At 75.1% G+C, this 20,391-nt stretch carries 22 protein-coding genes and 1 riboswitch; of the genes, 10 read left to right on the plus strand and 12 right to left on the minus strand.

Annotation, left to right across the window (positions count from 1 at the left end; translation table 11 throughout):
• Positions 1 to 6 precede the first annotated feature (6 nt).
• Positions 7 to 1,032, minus strand: coding sequence for a hypothetical protein (locus tag O2W15_RS21785; protein WP_269163469.1), 1,026 nt, complete (start codon positions 1,030 to 1,032; stop codon positions 7 to 9).
• The gene (locus O2W15_RS21790) at positions 1,029 to 1,748 is read right to left on the minus strand and encodes a hypothetical protein (RefSeq protein ID WP_269180951.1); all 720 of its coding nucleotides are present in this window, start codon (positions 1,746 to 1,748) and stop codon (positions 1,029 to 1,031) included. Before O2W15_RS21790 ends, O2W15_RS21785 begins: the two co-directional genes overlap by 4 nt.
• Positions 1,749 to 1,832: 84 nt before the next feature.
• Between O2W15_RS21790 and O2W15_RS21795 the strand changes: the two genes are divergently transcribed.
• The gene (locus O2W15_RS21795; protein WP_269180952.1) at positions 1,833 to 2,603 is read left to right on the plus strand and encodes a putative protein N(5)-glutamine methyltransferase; all 771 of its coding nucleotides are present in this window, start codon (positions 1,833 to 1,835) and stop codon (positions 2,601 to 2,603) included.
• 53 nt (positions 2,604 to 2,656) lie between these two features.
• On the opposite strand, the gene O2W15_RS21800 is transcribed toward O2W15_RS21795, so the two are convergent.
• Complete coding sequence (locus O2W15_RS21800; RefSeq protein ID WP_269163466.1) at positions 2,657 to 3,493, minus strand: HpcH/HpaI aldolase/citrate lyase family protein; 837 nt, start codon at positions 3,491 to 3,493, stop codon at positions 2,657 to 2,659.
• An 84-nt stretch (positions 3,494 to 3,577) separates the two neighbouring features.
• Positions 3,578 to 4,174 (minus strand): hypothetical protein, encoded by a 597-nt coding sequence (locus O2W15_RS21805; protein WP_269180953.1) that lies wholly within the window; start codon positions 4,172 to 4,174, stop codon positions 3,578 to 3,580.
• Between the two features lie 61 nt (positions 4,175 to 4,235).
• Here O2W15_RS21805 and O2W15_RS21810 point away from each other — a divergent pair, with 61 nt between their 5' ends.
• The gene (locus tag O2W15_RS21810) at positions 4,236 to 5,006 is read left to right on the plus strand and encodes an SDR family NAD(P)-dependent oxidoreductase (RefSeq protein ID WP_269180954.1); all 771 of its coding nucleotides are present in this window, start codon (positions 4,236 to 4,238) and stop codon (positions 5,004 to 5,006) included.
• Between the two features lies 1 nt (position 5,007).
• Here O2W15_RS21810 and O2W15_RS21815 read toward each other — a convergent pair whose 3' ends face one another.
• Both O2W15_RS21815 and O2W15_RS21820 read right to left on the minus strand, forming a co-directional pair.
• Positions 5,008 to 5,430, minus strand: a complete 423-nt coding sequence (locus tag O2W15_RS21815; RefSeq protein ID WP_269180955.1) for a hypothetical protein — start codon at positions 5,428 to 5,430, stop codon at positions 5,008 to 5,010.
• Positions 5,427 to 6,329: an arginase family protein gene (locus O2W15_RS21820; protein ID WP_269180956.1), complete on the minus strand. Its 903-nt coding sequence runs from the start codon at positions 6,327 to 6,329 to the stop codon at positions 5,427 to 5,429. Before O2W15_RS21820 ends, O2W15_RS21815 begins: the two co-directional genes overlap by 4 nt.
• A gap of 220 nt (positions 6,330 to 6,549) precedes the next feature.
• On the opposite strand from O2W15_RS21820, the gene O2W15_RS21825 reads away from it, so the two are divergent.
• The gene (locus O2W15_RS21825; protein WP_269180957.1) at positions 6,550 to 8,139 is read left to right on the plus strand and encodes an HNH endonuclease signature motif containing protein; all 1,590 of its coding nucleotides are present in this window, start codon (positions 6,550 to 6,552) and stop codon (positions 8,137 to 8,139) included.
• Positions 8,140 to 8,365: 226 nt separating this feature from the next.
• Complete coding sequence (locus O2W15_RS21830; protein ID WP_036335222.1) at positions 8,366 to 8,659, plus strand: hypothetical protein; 294 nt, start codon at positions 8,366 to 8,368, stop codon at positions 8,657 to 8,659.
• A gap of 323 nt (positions 8,660 to 8,982) precedes the next feature.
• Here the strand turns inward: O2W15_RS21830 and O2W15_RS21835 are convergent, their stop codons facing one another.
• Both O2W15_RS21835 and O2W15_RS21840 read right to left on the minus strand, forming a co-directional pair.
• Complete coding sequence (locus O2W15_RS21835) at positions 8,983 to 9,894, minus strand: Dyp-type peroxidase (RefSeq protein ID WP_269180958.1); 912 nt, start codon at positions 9,892 to 9,894, stop codon at positions 8,983 to 8,985.
• 34 nt (positions 9,895 to 9,928) lie between these two features.
• Entirely contained in the window at positions 9,929 to 10,321 is a 393-nt protein-coding gene (locus tag O2W15_RS21840; protein WP_036335220.1) for a cupin domain-containing protein, read from the minus strand.
• 216 nt (positions 10,322 to 10,537) lie between these two features.
• On the opposite strand from O2W15_RS21840, the gene O2W15_RS21845 reads away from it, so the two are divergent.
• The 6 genes from O2W15_RS21845 (at position 10,538) to O2W15_RS21870 (ending at position 16,358) form a co-directional block, all read left to right on the plus strand.
• Complete coding sequence (locus tag O2W15_RS21845; RefSeq protein ID WP_269180959.1) at positions 10,538 to 11,092, plus strand: universal stress protein; 555 nt, start codon at positions 10,538 to 10,540, stop codon at positions 11,090 to 11,092.
• Positions 11,093 to 11,097: 5 nt separating this feature from the next.
• Entirely contained in the window at positions 11,098 to 11,745 is a 648-nt protein-coding gene (locus tag O2W15_RS21850) for a class I SAM-dependent methyltransferase (RefSeq protein ID WP_269163458.1), read from the plus strand.
• A gap of 174 nt (positions 11,746 to 11,919) precedes the next feature.
• A riboswitch (cyclic di-AMP (ydaO/yuaA leader) is annotated at positions 11,920 to 12,068 on the plus strand.
• A gap of 16 nt (positions 12,069 to 12,084) precedes the next feature.
• On the plus strand, positions 12,085 to 12,981 hold the full coding sequence (locus O2W15_RS21855; protein ID WP_269180960.1) for a transglycosylase SLT domain-containing protein: 897 nt from the start codon (positions 12,085 to 12,087) through the stop codon (positions 12,979 to 12,981).
• Positions 12,982 to 13,133: 152 nt separating this feature from the next.
• On the plus strand, positions 13,134 to 13,733 hold the full coding sequence (locus O2W15_RS21860) for a YceI family protein (RefSeq protein WP_269180961.1): 600 nt from the start codon (positions 13,134 to 13,136) through the stop codon (positions 13,731 to 13,733).
• A 145-nt stretch (positions 13,734 to 13,878) separates the two neighbouring features.
• Positions 13,879 to 15,108, plus strand: coding sequence for a pre-mycofactocin synthase MftD (gene mftD / locus O2W15_RS21865; RefSeq protein WP_269180962.1), 1,230 nt, complete (start codon positions 13,879 to 13,881; stop codon positions 15,106 to 15,108).
• 110 nt (positions 15,109 to 15,218) lie between these two features.
• Entirely contained in the window at positions 15,219 to 16,358 is a 1,140-nt protein-coding gene (locus tag O2W15_RS21870) for a serine hydrolase domain-containing protein (protein ID WP_269180963.1), read from the plus strand.
• A gap of 29 nt (positions 16,359 to 16,387) precedes the next feature.
• Here the strand turns inward: O2W15_RS21870 and O2W15_RS21875 are convergent, their stop codons facing one another.
• The 4 genes from O2W15_RS21875 to O2W15_RS21890 all read right to left on the minus strand — a co-directional run bounded on the left by O2W15_RS21875 (position 16,388) and on the right by O2W15_RS21890 (position 20,389).
• Positions 16,388 to 17,239, minus strand: a complete 852-nt coding sequence (locus O2W15_RS21875) for an alpha/beta fold hydrolase (protein ID WP_269163453.1) — start codon at positions 17,237 to 17,239, stop codon at positions 16,388 to 16,390.
• A gap of 102 nt (positions 17,240 to 17,341) precedes the next feature.
• On the minus strand, positions 17,342 to 17,962 hold the full coding sequence (locus tag O2W15_RS21880; RefSeq protein ID WP_269163452.1) for an FMN reductase: 621 nt from the start codon (positions 17,960 to 17,962) through the stop codon (positions 17,342 to 17,344).
• Positions 17,959 to 19,104: an LLM class flavin-dependent oxidoreductase gene (locus O2W15_RS21885; RefSeq protein WP_269180964.1), complete on the minus strand. Its 1,146-nt coding sequence runs from the start codon at positions 19,102 to 19,104 to the stop codon at positions 17,959 to 17,961. The genes O2W15_RS21880 and O2W15_RS21885 overlap by 4 nt, the downstream gene beginning before the upstream one ends.
• A 148-nt stretch (positions 19,105 to 19,252) precedes the next feature.
• Positions 19,253 to 20,389: an acyl-CoA dehydrogenase family protein gene (locus O2W15_RS21890; RefSeq protein WP_269180965.1), complete on the minus strand. Its 1,137-nt coding sequence runs from the start codon at positions 20,387 to 20,389 to the stop codon at positions 19,253 to 19,255.
• Positions 20,390 to 20,391: the final 2 nt, after the last annotated feature.

Below are 20,391 nucleotides of genomic sequence, written 5' to 3' on the forward strand. Positions count from 1 at the left end.
GCCGGCTCAGCGCTCCCCGGCTCGAAAACACGCGGCGATCTCCTGCTCCCGGGCGGCCTCCTCGGCGCTGCTCAACTGCTCGGGCGCTTCCCAGCTCAAGCCGGACCCGGTCTGGACGTCGAGACCGAGCTGCTCCAGACACGGGGCGACGAGGGCCTCGTCGACCGGGCCGGTCGGGAACGTCGGCCACGACGGCAGCGGGCCGCTGAGCATCGGGGACAGCGACTGCTGCCCGACCGGGCTGGTGACCTGCACCTCCCCAGCGGTCCAGGTGACCGGGGAGATGACCACCCCCAGCGGGACCCCGTCGACCAGCGGCAGCGGGTCGAAGTCGCGCACCAGCTCACCGCCGGAGGTCCGGTCCAGACTGGGGGAGTACTCGGCCTCCAGTCCGGGCTCGCCGAGCACGACCAGCGTGCTGGTCTCCGCGGAGCCGTCCATCAGGGCCAGCGGTCCGGTCCACAGCGGCACCCCGCCGATCACCGGCGTCATCTCCGCGGGCTCCGCGCCGCGCGGCCCGGTGAACCAGGTCCAGACCCACTCCGTCCCGGCGCGGGCGACCACCACGGCCCATCGGTGGCCGCCGGGGACGTCGGCGGCGTAGACCACCCGCCCGGTGCCCGGCTCCGGCTCCGGTCCGCCCCAGTCGACGACGTCACCGTCCGGCCCGACCGGGCCGGTCCACGGGGCGGCGGCCATCGCGGCGAGGAAGTCCTCGTCGTCGGCGAGGGAGCCGCGGACGGGCGCCTCGACCAGCTCCGACTGCGGGGCAACGTAGGTGCTGGTGACTGGCGCCGGGGTCGAGGTGGCGGTCGCGGCCGGCGGCTCGGTCACCGCCGAGTGGGCGAGCGAGGCACCGGTGCCCAGGAGCACGACGGCGAGGGCGCCGGTGGCCCAGCTGCCGGCCCGTCGCCGTCGGTGCCGGTCCAGTGCGACGGCGCGGGCTGCGGTGTGGCCGTCGTCGGCGGGCCCAGCGCGCTCGGCGATCCGGTGCAGCCGGTCGGCGACGGCCTGCCCGGCGTCCGCGGTCACGTCGGCCTCCGGTAGATGGCGTTCGGGTCGTCGCTCGGCTGCGGCCGCACGGCGAGGGGAGCGGGGGTCGGCGCGGGCGCCGCCGCAGGAGCCGGCCGCTGGACCGGGAGCGGAGCCGGTGTCCCCGGTCGGCGGTAGATCGCGTACGGGTCGGCTGGGTCGGTGGTGGGGCCAGGCGTCACCGGGGGGTCCGGGACCGCCACCGGCGGGGGCTGGGGGGCGGCGACCGGTTCGACCGGCTGGTCCGGCTCGACCGGTTCGCTGGCCAGCAAGGGGGCCAGGGTGGCCAGGGCATCGGCGAGGGCGGCCCCGACCTCGGCGGGGGAGCAGCCCAGCAGCGTCGCGACGTCGTCCTCGTCCTGCGCCTCGTGCAGTCGGAGCACCGCCACGGCGCGGGTGCGCGGGTCCAGCTCGGCGAGCGCCGCCAGCCACCGGTGGTCCGGGTGCTCATCCGGCTCCGCCGCGAGCACGCTGTCCCGGCCGGTCGCGGGGAGACGGGTCCGGCCCAGCGTGGCGGAGACGAGCGCGTCGTGGGTGTCGGCCAGGGCGGTCGCCGGTGCGCCGAGCCGCCGCCAGCGGCGGTGCGTCCGGGCCAGGGCCGCCACGAGCAGCTCGTCGGCCGCGGCGGCGTCGCCGGTGAGGAGCAGGGCCGTTCCGCGCAGCTCCTGCTCGTGCTCGGCCACGAACGCGGCGAAGCCGTCCCGCCGCTGGTCCACGCCCACCCCTTCCGGCCCGCCGTCGATGGCGGCACCGTATCGGTGCGGTCGTGTTCCGTCAGCGAGGCGGCACACTGGCCGCTGATGTGCCCCGCCCCCGACCCTGCTGTCGTCGCCCGGTTGCGCGCGGCCGGCTGCGTGTTCGCCGAGGACGAGGCGGTGCTGCTGCTGGCGGCGGCCGCGTCGGCTGCCCAGCTCGACGGCCTGGTCGCGCGCCGGGTGGCGGGCGAGCCGTTGGAGCAGGTGCTCGGCTGGGCAGAGTTCTGCGGGCTGCGGTTGGCCGTCGAGCCGGGCGTGTTCGTGCCGCGGCAGCGCACCCGGCTGCTGGTGCGGGAGGCGGTCGCGCTGGCCTCCTCGGGCTCGGTCGTCCTGGACCTGTGCTGCGGGGTCGGCGCGGTGGGTGCGGCGGTGGCGGCCGTCGTCCCGTCGGTCGAGCTGCACGCGGCCGACCTGGACCCGGTCGCCGTCCGCTGCGCGCGGCGCAACGTGTCGGGGGCGGTGTACGCGGGCGACCTGTACGACCCGCTCCCGGAGTCACTCCGTGGCCGGGTCGACGTCCTGGTGGCGAACGCGCCCTACGTGCCCACCGAGGCGATCGCGTTGATGCCGCCGGAGGCCCGCGACCACGAGGCACGGGCCGCGCTGGACGGCGGGGTCGACGGGCTGGACGTACAGCGTCGGGTGGCGGCGGGGGCGCCGGGCTGGCTGGCGCCCGGCGGTGCACTGCTCATCGAGACGGGCCGGCAGCAGGCGCCGGCGACGCGGGCCGCGTGCACCGCCGCCGGGCTGACGGCCCGGGTCGTCGAGGACGACGACCTGGCGGCCACCGTGGTCGTCGCCGTCCGCGGGGCCTGAGAGACGAACGGCCCCCTCCCTGGCGGGGGGAGGGGGCCGCTGGCGCGGTCAGGTCAGGAGGGCTCGACGCCGAACGCGGTGGCGAGCTTCTCGATCTTGCGGGCCCGGCCGAGGCGGGGCAGGTCGCTGCCGTCGCGGATGACCTGGCCGCGGGCGTCGAAGTCGGCCAGGAAGTCCCGGGCCCAGGCGACGTCCGACGGTGCCGGGCTGATGACCTCGTTGATCACCGGGAGCTGGTCCAGCTGCAGGCACAGCTTGCCGGTGAGTCCGAGGGAGACCGTCAGCGCCGACTGCTCGCGCAGGATCGGGTGGCTGGTGCCCACCGTGGGCCCGTCGATCGGGCCGGGCAGGCCACCGACCCGGCTGGCGATGACCAGGCGGGAACGGGGGTAGGCCATCGCCAGGTCGTCGGCGCTGGTGCCGGTGTCGCGGCGGTAGTCACCGCTGCCGAAGGCCAGCCGGAAGGCGCCGCGGGCCGAGGCGATCCGCACGGCCTCCTCGATGCCCAGCGCCGACTCGACCAGCGCGAGCACCGGGGTGGAGCCGCCCAGCCGGTCGAAGGTCTCGGTGACGTGCTCGGCCGCCTCGGTCTTGGCGAGCATCACGCCGGCCAGGCCGGGCAGCCCGGCGAGCGCGGCGACGTCGTCGGCCCAGAACGGGGTTGCGTGGTCGTTGATCCGCACCCACGCCCGGTTGCCGGGGGCGGAGAGCCACTCGACGACGTCGGCCCGGGCATCGGGCTTGCGGGCCGGGTCGACCGCGTCCTCGATGTCCAGCACGATCTGGTCGGCGCGCGACTCGTGCGCCTCGTCGAACAGCTCGGTGCGGGCGCCGTTGACCAGCAGCCACGAGCGCGCGATTCCGGGGTCTACGTTCCTGCCTCTGTGCACCGGGACATTGTGGTGTCCGGGCTCACGGGCGTGCCGCGCGGGGTGCCCGCCGGGGTGTCGCTCGCGGTGTCGGGCGCCGGCCGGTCAGGCTGCGCGGCGGCCGAGCAGGTCGAGCAGACCCACCCGCCAGTCGACCTCGACCCGCCGCCCGGCCCAGTCGCGCGGACGGACGAGGTCGAACCGGACCAGTTCCGGCGCCCGGCCGGGTGTGCGGGCATCGGCCCACAGCAGCGCCAGGTGGTCGCGCCGGCGCAGGTCGGGGGCACCGTCGATCGCCAGCTGCAGGCGCTGCTGGGCGACCGGCGCCTGCCGGTAGAAGTCGCGCAGGCCCTGGGTGTCGGCGGCGGGCAGCTCGCCGTCGTCGGAGTGCCAGACCCGCAACACCTCGGTGGGGGTGCGCAGGATCAACCCGCTCATCGGCAGCCCGAGGTTCTCGTTGCCCGGGTCGACCAGCTCCAATTGCGTGCCGAACGGGTGGTCGTGGTGCTCGGCGTAGGGGCGCAGTCGCTCCATCGCCTCCCGGCGGACCAGCTGGTGGTCCAGGTGCCGGTCGGCGGCCGGCTGCCAGCCGTGCGCCGCGTGGATCTCGCGGCTGACGGTCAGGCCGCCGAGCAGTGCGTCGCGCACCTCGACCAGCAGCGGCTGCAGTCGCCGGAAGGCGGCCTCGGGCCTGTTCTCCACGTCGAGCAGTCTGCCGGGCGGGGGTGACAGTCTCCCGGCACCGGGCGGGGAGGATCAGCGGGTGTCCCCTCCGCAGTCGCCCTCCGGTCGTCCGGTCACCGTCGTCACCGGCGGGAGCCGGGGCATCGGCGCCGCCACCGTCGACCACCTCGCCCGGCAGGGCCACGACGTGGTCGTCGGCTACCGCTCGGGGCGGGACGAGGCGGCTGCGGTGGTCAGCGCAGCGCAGGCCCACGGGGGCCGGGCGGTCGCCGTCCGGGCCGACGTCTCCGACCCCGACGACGTCGACGCGCTCTTCGCCGCCGCGGCGGAACAGCTGGGGCCGGTCACCGGGCTCGTCGCCAACGCCGGCCTGACCGCCCACCTCGGCGACCTGGCCGACACCCCGGTGGACGTCGTCCGCCAGGTGATCGACGTGAACCTGCTGGGCGTCGTCCTGTGCGTCCGCCGGGCGGCGCAGGTCATGTCCCAGCGGCGGGGCGGGCCGGGTGGCTCGATCGTCACCGTCTCCTCCAGCGCGGCGACGCTCGGCTCGGCGCACGAGTACGTGCACTACGCGGCGGCGAAGGCCGGGGTGGACGCGCTGACCATGGGCCTCGCGAAGGAGCTCGCGGACGACGGCGTCCGGGTCAACGCGGTGGCGCCGGGGCTGGTGCGCACCGACATCCACGCCGGCGCCGGCGACGCGGGCCGGCTGGAGCGGGTGACCGCCCGGGTGCCGATGGGCCGCCCGGGGGAGCCGGACGAGATCGCTCCGGCGATCGCCTGGCTGCTGGGCCCGGAGGCCGGCTACGTCACCGGCGCCGTGCTGCGGGTGGCCGGCGGGTTGTAGGTCACCAGTTCGGGACCGTCGTGTCGCGCTGGATGAACTCCAGTCGGTTGCCGACCGGGTCGTCGGCGTAGCAGCGGCGGTGGCCCGGAAAGCCCTCGGTGTCCCAGCTGATCGCGATGCCGTTGTCGGTGAGCAGCGCAGCCAGGCCGTCGAGGTGGTGGACCCGGATGCCGGGATGGGCTTTCCGGGCGGGGCGGAAGTCGGCTTCCACGCCCAGGTGCAGCTCCAGCCCGTCGCCACGTACCCACAGGCCGCCGCGAGCGGCCAGCTGCGGTGGCTTGGGCAGCTCGACGAGGCCGAGCACGTCGACCCAGAAGGCGCGGCACCGGTCCTCGCTGCCGGCCGGGATGGCCAGCATCACGTGGTGTGCGCTGAGGCCGAACGCCGTCGCGTGGTCCGGTCCGTAGCCCTGGTCGGAGGTCACGCCCGGAGTCTCCCCGGGCTTAGGGCCGTCGCGACCACGTCGATCAGCTGGGGGAGCAGGGTGCCGTCCGGGTCGTGGTCGGGGTCGACCTCCGTGAGCACCAGCCCGGCGCAGGCGGCATTGCCGCAGAACACGTCGAGCGCACCGGCGAGCTCGCCGAGGGAGAGGCCCGCCGAGTGCGGGAAGTTGGCCAGCGGGACGTCGTTGGTGTCGAGCACGTCGACGTCCAGGTGCACCAGGAAGGTGCTGCAGACGGCTTCGAGGCGCTCGACCGCCTCGGCGGCCTTGCCCGCCGGGGCCGCGCGCACGACCGGTGCGGGGGTCGCCGACAGCCGGTGTTCGACGAGGCGGGTCCACTGGTCGGTGTCGAGCTCACCGGGGTCGAAGCCGAAGAGCTCGAGGTGGTCGCCGGGCAGCAGGGGGGTGCGGGGGCCGATGTCGGCCAGCGCCGGGGCGCCGCCGCCCAGCAGGTGCGTGACGCCCATGGTGTCGAGGACGCCGGAGGTGCTGCCGGCGGGGGTGTTGAGGTCGGCGTCCCCGTCCACGTAGGCCAGGCCGACGTCATCGTGTCGAGCCAGGCCGGCCAGGACGCCGAGGGTGACGGTGCAGTCGCCGCCCAGCACCAGCGGTCGCCGCCCGGCGGCCCGGATCGCGGCCACCCGGTCGGCGACCTCGGTGACCACCTCGACCACCCGGTCGAGAGCGCGCACCCCGTCGACCGGCGGGCTCGGGCGGTGGCGCCGGACGGCGAGGTCGCCGGTGTCCTCGACGTCCAGGCCGGCCGTGCGGAGCGCCGCGACGAGACCGGCTGCACGGAGGGCGGCCGGGGCCTTCTCCTGCCCGGCGTTGTGCGAACCGGCGCTGGTCGGGACGCCGAGGAGACCGAGTCCGAGGGCCATGGCCGCGAGCGTGGCAGCGGTCGCCCGACGTCGGCCAGGGCGCCGGCCGAGGTTGGCAGGGGTGCGTCGATCCGTGGCCGGGGTCTTGTCGTGACCGGGCAGAACTGTCGTACCCCTCGCCTAGGTTCGGGGTGTGTTCGAGGCCGGTGGGTTCGGGGTGGCGGTGACGGTGTCGCCGCGGTCCTCGTCCCTGGCTGAGTGGCCGCCACCGCCGGCAGGGGTGACGCGTCGGCGTACCCGGTTGTCGGAGGTGCTGTCGCCGCGGGGCTTCTCCGATGCCGGGCTGGTCGGGGAGTTGGCTGCGCTCGCCGACGTGCGGGCGCAGCTGGCTGCCTATGAGGCGGTGGTGGTGGCGGAGTTGGCTCGGCGTCGGCCGGTGGAGTGGGACCTGTCCGAGGAGCAGCCGGGTCACGGAGTCGAGGACTGGGCCCCGGTCAGGGTGCCGGTGGGGGTGTCGGAGTTCCTGGCCGATGAGCTGGCGCTGGTGGCGGGCATCTCGCGGACGGCGGCCACGGTGCTGGGCGAGCGGTCCCTGGTGCTGGTGCGTGAGCTGCCGGCCACCTGGGCTGCGTTGGCCGACAGCCTGATCGACCCGGCGCGGGCGAACGCGATCGTGCGGGCGCTGGGCGGCCAGTCGGTCGATGCCGGAGGCCGGGTGGAGCCGGGGATCGTGGCCGAGGTGGAGGCCCAAGCGCTGGGGCGGGCGGTGGCGGGGGAGACGCCGCGGCGGTTGCAGGAGCGGACGGCGGCGGCATTGATCGCGCTGGACGAGGCGGCGGCCGATCGGCGGCGGAAGCAGGCCGAGCGGTGTGCGGATGTGACCACCCGGGCCACCGCCGATGGCATGGGTGAGCTGGTCGCGGCGATGCCGATGCCGGTGGCCGCGGCGTGCCGGGAGGCGGTGGACGCCTACGCGCGGATGGCGAAGGTCGAGGGTGATGGGCGGCCGATCGGTCAGCTCCGGGCGCAGGTGATGGCCGACTTGATCTTGCGTCCGTGGGACACCAGCCGGGAGCCGGTCACCGCACATCTGCACGTGCAGGCGCCGCTGCCGGCGCTGCACACCCGCCCCACCGATGGTCGTGCCGCGCCAGGTGGAGCGCTCAGCGCACCGAGCGGTGGGCGCAGCGCGCCGGGCGATGGCCTCAGCGCGCCGGGCGATGGGCGCAGCGCGCCCTCCGATGACCGGGACGCCGCCACGGTGGACGGGGCGCCGATCACCGCCGGGCAGCTGCGGGAACTGCTGGTGCAGCTGGACGCGATCTGCCCCGGTGGGCTGCAGGCACCCACCGGCGGCGGCACCCTGGCCATCGACCTCACCGACCCCGTCACCGGCGCGCTGCGGGCGACGGTGACCCGCCCGGAGCTGGAACGGCTGGCCCGCCACGGCTGCCGCACCCACCCCGACCGGGACTGCGGATGCGCGGTGCTGGACCGGCCACCGGCCGTCGACCGGTACACGCCGACCCCTGCGCAGTTCCGCTTCGTGCGGGCCCGGGACCGCACCTGCCGGCACCCCGGCTGCCGGCGACCGGCCGCCCGCACCGACCTCGACCACGTCTGCGCTCACCGCGACGGCGGGGCCACCGACTGCACCAACCTGTGCTGCCTGTGCCGGCGACACCACCGGCTCAAGACCCACGCACCCAGATGGCGCTTCACGATGACCGACAACGGCGTCCTGACCGTCACCACACCCTCCGGCGTCACCCGCACCACCCGACCACCGGGCCTCCACACATCCGCCGTCCGCCACCTGGTCGGCAGCGGCGGCCCACCGCCGGACGACGACGACCCGCCGCCCTTCTGACACCCACAACCTGCGGTTGCTCAGGACACGGGGGAGTCGCTGACCTCTCTCACCGCTCGCGAGGGGAGGTCGGCTGGGCGAGTTGAGCCGTCATGCGATCGCGGGGCGAGCGCGACCGCTGGTGCGGGTGTGACACCTGTGCCCCATGGGGCGGGACCGCAATTCCGGGAAGCCAGTGGGCCCTGTTCAGGTCACAGCGCGGGCACAACGGGCCGATAAGCGCATCGTGATCCGTCATCACCTCGCAGCGAGCTCGGCGCGGAGCCCTCAGTGGTTCGACCCGGAGCACCAGGCCGACATCCTCGCGGCCTTCGACAGCCAGCTCACCGCCGGCCTGCACGATCGCGGGCCGAACAGCCCGCGACCGGAGCGGGTCCGCGAGCTGGGCCAGCTGGCCGCGGCCAGCGCGCTGCCGGCCCGCGCAGCGCTGCTGCGCTGGGGTGCGCTGCCCGGCTCGGTCCGCGCGCACCTGCTGACCAGCTGGTACGGCAGCCAGGTCGCCAGGAGCTCAGCCGCCTGACCTCCGCGGGGTGCACACCGGGCCCTTGACGGGTGACGAACCGCGCCCCAGTGCGCGCGGCCGCTGTCGACCCGTGCCGGGTCGAACGGAGCGCCGGCACCGGCCGTTCCGGGTCAGGTGGCGCGCCGCCCACACCCACCCGCACGCCCGCGGCGTCCGGCGCGGACATGGCGCTCAGTCCCAGGGCTCCCCGCAGGCAGCGCAGCGGCCTGCCGCCGTCCGCTCGGTCAGCCGGCCGCAGGCCGGGCACACCTGGTCCAGCCAGCACGCCGGGTCCCCACCCTCCGGCTCGGGCCGCTCCGGCTCCTCCGGCACGACGGCCCTCAGTCCTCGTCCGACGGCGCGAAGCGGGCGAGGGCCTCGATCGACGGGCAGGTGTAGTACGCGCCGGTCAGCGGGGTCAGGTAGCCGGTGAGCCCGTCGCGGATCCCGTCGGTCGCCCCGGCCATCCGGCGGAGCATCTCGGTCAGCCGCCACTGGTCGCGGGCGAACCCGACGAACGCCGTCCCGTGGTCGGTGACCCCGCCGTAGGCGACGTTGCGCCGGAAGATCGGCTTCTCCTCGCCGTCCACCTCGACGGTGGTGCGGGCGACGTGCGCGCTGGGCAGCATCACGTCCTCGGGCAGCTCGACGCTGTCGGGCTTGGTGCGCCCCATCATCATCTCCTGGCCGTGCACGCCCAGGCTCTCCCAGGTGGCGCTGTCGTGCCGCCACACCTGGTAGAGCACGATGCTCGCTCCCGCGCCCGGCTCGCCCGCCGGCACCGCCGCGACCTCGGCGGCGGTCAGCAGCGACGGGTTCTCGGTGCCGTCGACGAAACCGGTCAGGTCCCGGTCGTGCCGGTACAGCCAACCGGTGACCTCCGCGCCCACCCGGGCGACCCCGGCCAGGGCGGCGAGCACGGCGCGCGCGTTGTCGAACACCGCGGTCCGGTCGCCCCCGGCGACCCAGACCCAGGCGTCGTGCTGGGTCGCCGGCATCCGGTAGCGGCCGGCGCCGACGAGGTCCTCGGTCCAGCCCGCGGCGTCCGCCGGGGCGTCGTCCGGGGCGACCTCGGCCCACAGCTCCGGCCGGAGGCCGACCACCACGTTCACCCCTCCGGTGGAGGAGAGCGGACCGATGAGCCCGGCCACCCCGCGGACCAGGTCCGCCGCGGAGCAGCCGGGCTCGAGGTCGAGCTCCAGATAGCAGTGCTCGGGGGTGCCGAGGGCGAAGATGCCCGGCTGCGTCGTCACGCCGCCCACCCTGCCCGACCGGCACGACCCGGCATCAGCTGGTCGGCGGCTCGTCCTTGCCGGCCTCCTCGAGGGCGTCGGCCTCCTCCTTGGTCTTGTGCACGGCCTTGTCGGCGTGCTCCGGCGGGCCGTAGACCGTGTAGAGCACCAGCGGGTTCACGCCGGTGTTCAGGAAGTTGTGCTTCTTGCCGGCGGGGACGACGACGAGGTCACCCTGGGCGACGTTCTTCTTCTGCCCGCCCACGACGGCCTGACCGGTGCCGCTGACGAAGGTGAGGATCTGGTCGATCTCCTCGTGCACCTCCTCGCCGATCTCCCCACCCGGCGGGATCGTCATGATCACCAGCTGGGTGTGCTCGCCGGTCCACAGCACCCGACGGAAGTCGGCGCTCTCCTCGGCGACGGTGGCGATGGTGAAGTGCTCCATGGCTGCCGTTCCTCCTCTGCTCCAGTAGCTCCTGCCGGCGTGTGCCGGCTCATGATCAGTGAAGAGCAGCGCGGCCTCCGGCGCGATCCGAGCCCGCTGGCCGGGCGACACGGGCCGGACGGGCCCTCCGCCCCTGCCGTCCACCGGGCGGGTAGGAGAAGCTGTGTCGGTGCCGGGTACCGGCAGAGCACACGCAGACGAGCACAGGAGACGGCGTTGACGCAGCAGCCAGGAGCCCAGCCGGAGAACGCAGCCCTCGCGGCCGAGCGGGACGAGGCGGCCACCGAGCTCGCCGCGGTCGAGGGTGAGGTGTCGACCCGCGCCGTGGTCGCGGGGGGCGTCGTCGTCGGGCACGACGGCTCGGACTGCGCGCAGGAGGCGCTGCAGTGGGCAGCCGGGCTGGCCGAGCGCGCCTCCTGGCCGCTGCACGTCGTCCGCGGCTGGCGGATCGCCACCGCGCCGCAGCCGGCCAGCTGGGAGCCGGGCTACGTGCCGCCGATCGGCGAGTACGAGCAGGCGGTGCAGGCCGACCTGGAGGCCGACGTCCGGGCCGTGCTGGGCGCTGAGCGGGCCGGCGGGGTCACCTGCCACGTGGTGCACGCGGCCCCGGTGCGCTCGCTGATCGAGGCCGCCCAGGACGCCGACCTCCTCGTCGTCGGTGCCCGCGGGCGGGGCGGCTTCGCCGGCCTGCTGCTCGGCTCGGTCAGCGACCAGGTCACCCGGCACGCCCCGTGCCCGGTCACCGTCGTGCGCAGCCAGCGCAAGGACTGACCCGCGTGGCGGTCCCGCACCCCGTCCCACCGGCCTTCCTGCGGGCGCACACCCGGCTGGACCGCCCGTCGCTCGTCCCCGAGGTGCAGCTGCACGTCGCCGACGACGTCGTCGCGCTCTGGGAGGCGATGGAGACCGAGGGCGGCGGCGCCGGCGAGGACCCGCCGTTCTGGGCCGCGGCCTGGCCCGGCGGCCAGGCGCTGGCCCGGCACGTGCTCGACCACCCGGAGCTCGTCGCCGGCCGCCGGGTGCTCGACCTGGGGGCCGGCAGCGGCCTGGTTGCCGTCGCCGCCGTGCTGGCCGGGGCGAGCGGGGTGCTGGCCAGTGACGTCGACCCGTACTCGCACGCGGCGGTCGGGCTCAACGCCGAGGTGAACGGGGTCACCGGCATCGACGTGGTCGGCGACGTGCTGGACGAGGAGCTGCCGGCGATCGACGTCGTCCTGGCCGGCGACGTCTGCTACGACCGCGAGATGACCGCCCGGGTGCTGCCCTTCCTCGGTGCGGCCTGGCTGCGCGGGGCCACCGTGCTGCTGGGCGACCCCGGGCGCGCGTACGTCCCGAAGGAGGGCCTGCTCGCGCAGGCGGAGTACGACGTGCCCGACGCCGCCGGGGGCGCGGTGCGCCGGACGACGGTGTGGCGGCTCCCCTGAACCTGCGCCGTCCCACCGGCCCCAGCCGTCACTCTGCTCCAAGCCCGCCCCACCGCCGGGTGCGAGCCGTGGCACATGGCGACGAAAGACGCTCCCGGGCATTGTCACGGCCGGGTCACGGCCTCTACCTTGGCCAGGTCCGGTCGGACGTCTCGTCCCCACCCGGGGAGCCCGCACCGGATGCCGCCGAGTCGCTGCCCGCAGCGAACCGGGGACCCACCGCACCACTGGGGTGAATCCCGCCCGGGCAACCGCCCGGCCGGGTAGGGCCGCTTCCCGCCCGAACCCGTCAGCTGACTCGGTAGGCGGCCACGGAAGACCCACGGAGCCCTTCTCTTCATGTCCCGTCGCACCACCGCGTCCTCGTCGGACGAGCAGCTGCCCACCACCGAGGTGCTCCCGCTGCTCTCGACCGGTGACGCCCCGACCGCCCGGCAGACCCGTCGTCGCCAGCCGCCCGGTGGGCTGGGTCGACCGACGCTGTACCTGAGCGTCGCGGCCGCCGGCGCGATCCTGGTCAACGTCCTCGTCGGCGGTGAGCCGGACGCCCGGGCCGAGGCCGCCGTCGAGCCCGCCGGCGTCGCCGCCCAGCTCGACCTGAGCTCGCAGCAGACCGCGACCGCCCTCGTCGACGGGCGGCTGACCGACCGGCTCGGCCAGCTGGCCGCCAACCGCAGCCAGCGCGAGGCCGAGCAGGTCGCCGCCGCCCAGGCGCAGGCCGCCGCCGACCAGGCTGTGCTGGACGCCCAAGCCGCCGAGGCGGCGCGGCTGGCCGCCGAGGCCCAGGCCGCGGAGGAGGCCCGGATCGCCGCCGAGGCCCAGGCCGCCGCCGAGGCCGAGGCCGCGGAGGAGGCGGCCGCCGCTCAGCGGGCCGCCGCCCGCGCGCCCGCGCCGGCCGCCCCCGCTCCCGCCCGGGCGCCGGCGGCCCCGGCCGCCTCGTCCGGCTCGGGCTCGTTCCAGGACTACGCCCTCGGCAAGCTCGGCGGTGACCAGGCGGAGTTCTCCTGCCTGGAGAGCCTCTGGGGCAAGGAGAGCGGCTGGAACCCGAACGCCCAGAACCCGACCAGCACCGCCTACGGCATCCCGCAGTTCCTGGACTCCACCTGGAAGAGCACCGGGATCGCCAAGACCTCCGACGGCTACCGGCAGATCGACGCGGGGCTGATCTACATCAACAACCGCTACGGCTCGCCGTGCGGCGCGTGGTCGCACTCGAAGGCCACCGGCTGGTACTGAGCCACCGGTGGTGCGCAGCGAGGCCCGGGTCCGGCTGGACCCGGGCCTCGCTGCGTCCGGGCCCCCGCGCGGGTGGCCCTCCTGTGCGCCGGCGCGGGACCATCGGGGAGGATCGAGGGGTTCGACCACCGAGACGAGGAGAGCGCTGACCCGTGGGCAAGCACCGCGCACCCGAGGGCGCCGCGACGGACTTCGACGCCGCCACCAGCGCCCTGACGGACGTCACCGGCGACTACACCGTCGACGTCACGCACACCCGGATCGGCGTCCGGGCCCGGCACGCCATGGTGACCACCGTGCGGGGTGCCTTCACCGACTTCTCCGGCACCGCCCACCTGGACACCGCGACGCCGGCGGCCAGCAGCGTCCAGCTGCGGATCGCCACCGCGAGCATCGACACGGGCACCCCGGACCGGGACGCGCACCTGCGCTCGGCCGACTTCCTCGACGTCGAGCAGCACCCCGAGATGGTGTTCGTCTCCACGTCGGTCGAGCAGGTCGACCGGGACGTCTACCGGGTCACCGGCGACCTCACGATCAAGGCGGTCACCCAGCCGGTCTCGATCGACTTCACGCTCACCGGCTCGGCGCTGGACCCGTTCGGCAACATGCGGGTGGGCTTCGAGGGTGCGCTGGCGATCAAGCGCAGCGAGTGGGACCTGACCTGGAACGCGGTCCTCGACACCGGCGGCGTGCTGGTCAGTGACCGGATCCAGGTGGAGTTCGACGTCTCGGCGATCAAGGACGCCTGACCGGCGCGCTGTGTCCCAGGCCACCCCGGCCGCTAGGGTGGCACTCAGTGCCACGTGGCGCGCCGGTGGACCGGCCGGCTCCGCGACGGCAACCCCGGCGACGACGGCGTCGCCCGGGACGAGGCGAGCAGCAGGGAGTCCGCAGGTGGCGAACGCGTGGTTCGAGTCGGTGGCGGAGGCGCAGCGGCGCGCGAAGCGGCGGTTGCCCAAGGGCGTCTACGGGGCGCTGGTGGCCGGGTCGGAGCGCGGGCTCACCGCGGAGGACAACCTCGCCGCCTTCGCCGAGCTCGGGTTCGCCCCGCACACCGCCGGGTTGAGCAACGAGCGGCAGCTGGGCACCACGATCATGGGCCAGCAGGTGTCCATGCCGATCATGATCAGCCCCACCGGCGTGCAGGCGGTCGACCCCGAGGGCGAGGTCGCCGTGGCCCGCGCCGCCGCCTCCCGGGGCGTGGCGATGGGGTTGTCCTCCTTCGCCAGCAAGCCGATCGAGGAGGTCGTGGCGGCCAACCCGCAGACCTTCTTCCAGATGTACTGGGTCGGCACCCGTGAGGAGATGCTCGGCCGGATGCAGCGGGCCAGGGACGCCGGCGCGGTCGGCATGATCGCCACGCTGGACTGGTCGTTCGCCTACGGCCGGGACTGGGGCAGCCCGTTCATCCCCGAGAAGATCAACCTCGAGGCAGCTCGGAAGTACGCGCCCCAGGTGCTGGCCCGGCCGCGGTGGCTGCTCGACTTCGCCCGCACCCGCAAGCTCCCCGACCTCACGGTGCCGAACATGGTGGCCAAGCCCGGCGACGAGCCGCCGACGTTCTTCGGCGCCTACGGGCAGTGGAGCGCCTCCCCGATGCCCAGCTGGGACGACGTCGCCTGGCTGCGTTCGCAGTGGGACGGGCCGTTCATGCTCAAGGGCGTCATGCGCGTGGACGACGCGAAGCGGGCCGTGGACTCCGGGGTCACCGCGATCTCGGTGTCCAACCACGGCGGCAACAACCTCGACGGCACCCCGGCGGCGATCCGGGCGCTGCCCGCGGTGGTCGAGGCGGTCGGCGAGCAGGTCGAGGTGCTGATGGACGGCGGCATCCGGCGGGGCGGCGACGTCGCGAAGGCCCTCGCCCTGGGCGCCCAGGCCGTGATGATCGGCCGCGCCTACCTGTGGGGTCTGGCCGCCAACGGCGAGGCCGGGGTGGGCAACGTGCTGGACCTGCTGCGCGACGGCCTCGGCTCGGCCCTGGTCGGCCTGGGCCACCGCTCGATCGACGAGCTCAGCCCGGCCGACCTCGTCGTCCCGCCGCACTTCGAGCGACACCTCGGCGAGGACGGCGCCGACGCCCCGGAGGCGCAGCGGTCCTCCGGCAAGGGCACCACCGCCTGAGGTTCCGGGCGGCCGGCGCGATGACTTCCGCCGGCCGCCGCCGTCCTCCCTGCTGAGCGCACCGTCCCTCGGACGCCGGGTGCGCCGTCCCTCGGACGCCGGAGGCCGGCATGACCCACCTGTCCCGGTTCGTCACCGTCTGGTCGGAGCTGCAGGCCGAGGTCGAGCGCGGCCGGCTGCCCGGCTACGCCGCCGCGGTGCGGCACCGCGGCGAGGTCGAGGTGCACACCGGCGGCTCCCTCGAGCTGGGGGGCACCACCCGGGTGCGTCCGGACTCGCTGTTCCGGCTGGCGTCGCTGTCCAAGCCGTTCGCCGGGGTGCTGACGCTGTCGCTGGTCGAGGACGGGCTGCTGGACCTCGACGACCCGGTCGGGCGGTGGCTGCCCGAGCTGGCCGAACCACGGGTGCTGGTCGACCGGGCCGGCCCACTCACGGACACGGTGCCCGCTGACCGCCCGATCACCGTCCGCCACCTGCTCACCAGCACGCCCGGCTTCGGTGGGCTGTGGGACGACTCGCCGCTGGACCAGGCCGTGTACCGGGCCGGCCTCGGACCGGGTCCGCTCCCGCCGGAGCTGACGCCGGAGGAGTACCTGGCCCGGCTGGGCGAGCTGCCGCTGGCCGCGCAACCCGGGGCCAGCTGGCTGTACCACCTCAGCACCGAGGTGCTCTCGGTGCTGCTGAGCCGGGTCTCCGGGTGCCCGCTGCACGACCTGCTGCGCGCCCGGATCACCGGTCCGCTGGGCCTGGCCGACACCGGCTTCTGGGCGACCGACCCCGTGCGGCTCGGCCCGGCGTACCTGCCGGCCGGCGACGGGTTCGAGCTCCTCGACCCCGCCGACGGGCGGTCGTCCGTGCCGCCGGTCTTCGAGGGGCTGGCGGCCGGGCTGGTCTCCAGCGCACCGGACGTGCTGGCCGTCTTCGGCGCGCTGGCCGACGGCGGCGGACCGCTGCTGAGCCCAGGATCGGTGGCCGCCATGACCACCGGAGCGCTGACCACGGCGCAGCGGGTGGAGGCCGCCGACTTCCTCGGCGCCGGCCGCTCCTGGGGCCTGCAGGTCGGCGTCCAGGTCGAGCCAGGGGAGCCGTGGGCGCAGCCGGGCCGGTTCGGCTGGGACGGCGGGACGGGCACCACCGGCTGGGCCGACCCGGCCGCCGACCTGGTCGCGGTGCTGCTCACCAACCGGGGCATGTCCGGGCCGGAGGACGGCATGGACGGGTTCTGGCGGGCGCTGCACCGCTGCCTCTGACCCACTCCTGCGGCAGCTCGACCGGCGCCTCAGCGGGGTCGGTCACCGCCCAGCGCGAGAACCGTGCGCAGCGCGGTGACCAACGCCAGCGGCTGGTCCAGCATCGGGTGGTGGCCGCTGTCGGGCAGGTCGACCACGGGCATCCCGGCCCGGGTCAGCCCGACCATCTCGGTGGCCATCTCGGGGCTGACCAGCCCGTGCTCGCAGCGCAGGAAGGTCAGCGGGACGGCGACGCCGGGCAGCAGGTCGCGCAGCCGCAGCCGGGTGCCGAAGAAGTCCGGGTCGAACTTCCACGTCCAGCCGCCCTCGACGGCCTGCAGCGAGCCGGCGGCCACGTGCTCGCGGACGAAGGGGAGCAGGACGTCCTGCGGCGGCAGGGTCCGGAAGCGGGCCCGCGCCTCGTCCGGGTCCGGGTACACCCGGTGCGGCCGGCGGCGCTCCCGCAGCCGACGCTCGTCCGGCGGCCGGTCGTTGAGCGGGGAGTCCACGACGACGACCGAGCCGATGTCGCCCGGGTGCTCGACGCCCACGGTCACCGCCACCCAGCCGCCCATGCTGTGGCCCACGACGACCGGCCGGTCGAGGCCCTCGTCGGCGGCGACGGCCACCACCTCCCGCGCCCACAGCAGCGGGTCGTAGTCCTCGCGCCGGTCGCTGTCGCCGTGGCCGGTCAGGTCGAGGGCGACCACCCGGCGGCCGGTGAGCAGGGGAGCGACGTGGTCCCACCAGCCGGAGTGGGCCGCACCGCCGTGCACCAACACCACCCCCGGCGCCCCGGCCGGCCCCCAGGCCCGGTAGTGCACCCGCGCGCCCGAGACGACGACGTCCCGGTGCTCCGGCTGCTGGGCGAGGGCCTGGGTGAACCACGTCGGCGGGGTCATCCCCGGATCCTGCCCGACGGCGGCAGCGCGACGAGAACGGGCTGGGAGCTGCCTCCGGGACGCGGAGACAGCTCCCAGCCCGATGTCGAGCTGCGGTGCGGGTCAGCGGCCCTTCAGCAGCTCCTCGAACGAGGTGGTCGGGTCGGCGAACGGGTCGGCCGGCCGGCTGGCGACCGGGCGACCGCTCACCAGCCCGGCGAGCTCACCGGCGGCCCGCTCGACCCGGCCGGCCAGCGACCGGTCGACGCCGCCGCCGGCCCAGTCCTCCGCGGCGGCGAAGACGCCGGTGGGGACGACGACCGCCCGCAGGTAGGCGAACAGCGGGCGCATCGCGTGCTCGACGACCAGCGAGTGCCGCGGCGTCCCGGCGGTGGCGCCGAGCAGCACGGGCTTGCCGGTCAGCGCGTCCTTGTCCAGGACGTCGAAGAACGTCTTGAACAGGCCGCTGTAGGAGGCGGAGAACACCGGGGTGACCGCGATCAGCGCGTCGGCGCCGACGACCGTGTCGATCGCCGTCTGCAGCGACCCGTTGGCGAAGCCGCTGGTCAGGTTGTCGGCCAGGTCGCGGGCGTGCCCGCGGAGCTCCACCACCTCCACGGTGGCGTCCTCCCCGCGGGCGCGCAGCGCCTCGACCGTGGCGGCGGTGAGCCGGTCGGCCAGCAGCCGGGTCGAGCTGGGGTCGCTCAGCCCGGCGCTGACGACGGCGAGGGTGCGGGTGGTCATGCCTGCGCCGCCGTCTCCACGGTCCGGCCGGTCACGTCGTCGGCGGCGTGCACGGTGCTGTCGTGCCCACCGCCGGCGGCGGCGACCAGGCTGGCGTGGGTCGGCGCGTCCGGCACGTGCGCCGGCTTGAGCGCGGCGAACTCGCGGCGGAGCACCGGCACGACCTCCTCGCCCAGGATGTCCAGCTGCTCGAGCACCGTCTTCAGCGGCAGCCCGGCGTGGTCGATGAGGAACAGCTGCCGCTGGTAGTCACCGACGTAGTCGCGGAAGCCGAGCGTCCGCTCGATCACCTGCTCCGGGGAGCCCACGGTCAACGGGGTCTGCGACGTGAACTCCTCCAGCGACGGGCCGCCGCCGTAGACGGGTGCCTTGTCGAAGTAGGGGCGGAACTCGCGGACGGCGTCCTGGCTGTTCCTCCGCATGAACACCTGGCCGCCCAGCCCGACGATCGCCTGGTCGGCGCTGCCGTGGCCGTAGTGCTCGAACCGGCGGCGGTAGAACTCGACCATCCGCTCGGTGTGCTCCGGCGGCCAGAAGATGTGGTTGTGGAAGAACCCGTCGCCGTAGTAGGCCGCCTGCTCGGCGATCTGCGGGCTGCGGATCGAGCCGTGCCAGACGAACGGCGGGACGCCGTCCAGCGGGCGCGGCGTGGAGGTGAAGCCCTGCAGCGGGGTGCGGAACTGGCCCTCCCAGTTCACGACGTCCTCCCGCCACAGCCGGCGCAGCAGCTGGTAGTTCTCCACGGCCAGCGGGATGCCGTCCCGGATGTCCTTGCCGAACCAGGGGTACACCGGGCCGGTGTTGCCCCGGCCCATCATCAGGTCGACGCGGCCGTCGGCGACGTGCTGCAGGGTCGCGAAGTCCTCGGCGATCTTCACCGGGTCGGTGGTGGTGATCAGCGTCGTGGACGTCGAGAGGACCAGCTTCTCGGTCTTGGCCGCGATGTAGCCCAGCGTGGTGGTGGGGGAGGAGACCACGAACGGCGGGTTGTGGTGCTGGCCCTGGGCGAAGACGTCGAGCCCCACCGCCTCGGCCTTGAGCGCGATCGTGATGAGCGACTTGACCCGCTCGGCCTCGGTGGGGGCCCGGCCGGTGGTCGGGTCAGGGGTGACGTCGCCGACGGTGAAGATCCCGAACTGCATCTCGTGCTCCCTCTCGTCTGAGCCGCACTGGTTGAGAGCGCAACTACTGGCTCGTGGAACCGTACGACACCCGGGCGCATTCCCGGCCCCGGACGCGGCAGCGCCCCCCGGCCGGGTGGGCCGAGGGGCGCTGTCGAGCGGGTGCTGGTTACTGCAGGGCGTCGACCGTCTGGTGCTCGCCCACCGAGCCGGCCAGCCGGGCCAGCGCCCAGTCGCCGTCACCGAGGAGGTGGTCGATCGCGGTGAGCCGGCTGGTGTAGTGGCCCACCTTGTACTCGGCGGTGACGCCGATCCCGCCGTGCAGCTGGATCGCCTCCTTGCCGATGTGCCGCGATGCCCGGCTGGTCTGCAGCCGGGCCCGGTCGGCGGCGGCGACCACGTCACCGTCGGCGTCGACGACCAGGGTCGCCCACATGACGGTGCTGCGGGCCAGCTCCAGGGAGACGTACATGTCCGCCGCCCGGAAGGTCAGCGCCTGGAACTTGTTCAGCGGCACCCCGAACTGCTTGCGGGCCTTGAGGTACTCCGCCGTCGTGGTCAGCGCCGTCTCCATCGCCCCCAGCGCCTCGTGCCCGTAGGCGACCCGCGCGCGGGCCTGCGACTTCTCGATGGCGGCGCTCTGGTCGGCGGTGCCCTCACCCAGCGGCTGGGCCGGGGTGCCGGCGAACGCGACCTTCGCCGAGCGGGTGCCGTCGTGGTTGCGGTACCCGGTGCGGGTGAGCCCCTCGGCGTCGCCCGGCACCAGGAACAGCCGGGTGGCCCCGGCCACGAGTGCGCTGACCACCAGCAGGTCGGCGCGGGCACCGTGCGGCACCGGCTCCTTGACCCCGGTCAGCTGCCACGCGCCGCCGACCTCGGTCGCGGTGACCGACTGGGCCGAGGCCTGCCAGCGGGAGCCGACCTCGGTGTGCGCGAAGGCCGGGAGCAGCGTGCCCTCGGCCAGCGCCCCGAGCACCTCGGCGCGCTGCGCGTCGGTGCCCAGGTCGGCCACCAGCCCACCGGCGAGGACGACGGCCTCCACGAACGGCTCGGGTGCCAGCACCCGGCCGATCTCCTCGGCCACGATGGACACCTCCACCGGACCGGCGCCCATGCCGCCATCGGCCTCCGCGAACGGCAGCCCCAGCAGGCCCATCTCGGCCAGCTGGCCCCAGGTCTTCTCGTCGAAGCCCGGGTCGGTGCCGGCCACCCGCCGGCGCTGCTCGCTGTCGCCGTACGCCCGGGCCAGCAGTGCGCTCACTGCCTCCCGGAGACCGTTCTGCTCGTCGTCGTAGCTGAACTCCATGG

The sequence above is a fragment of the Modestobacter sp. VKM Ac-2979 genome, from assembly GCF_026967995.1.
GTDB lineage: Bacteria > Actinomycetota > Actinomycetes > Mycobacteriales > Geodermatophilaceae > Modestobacter.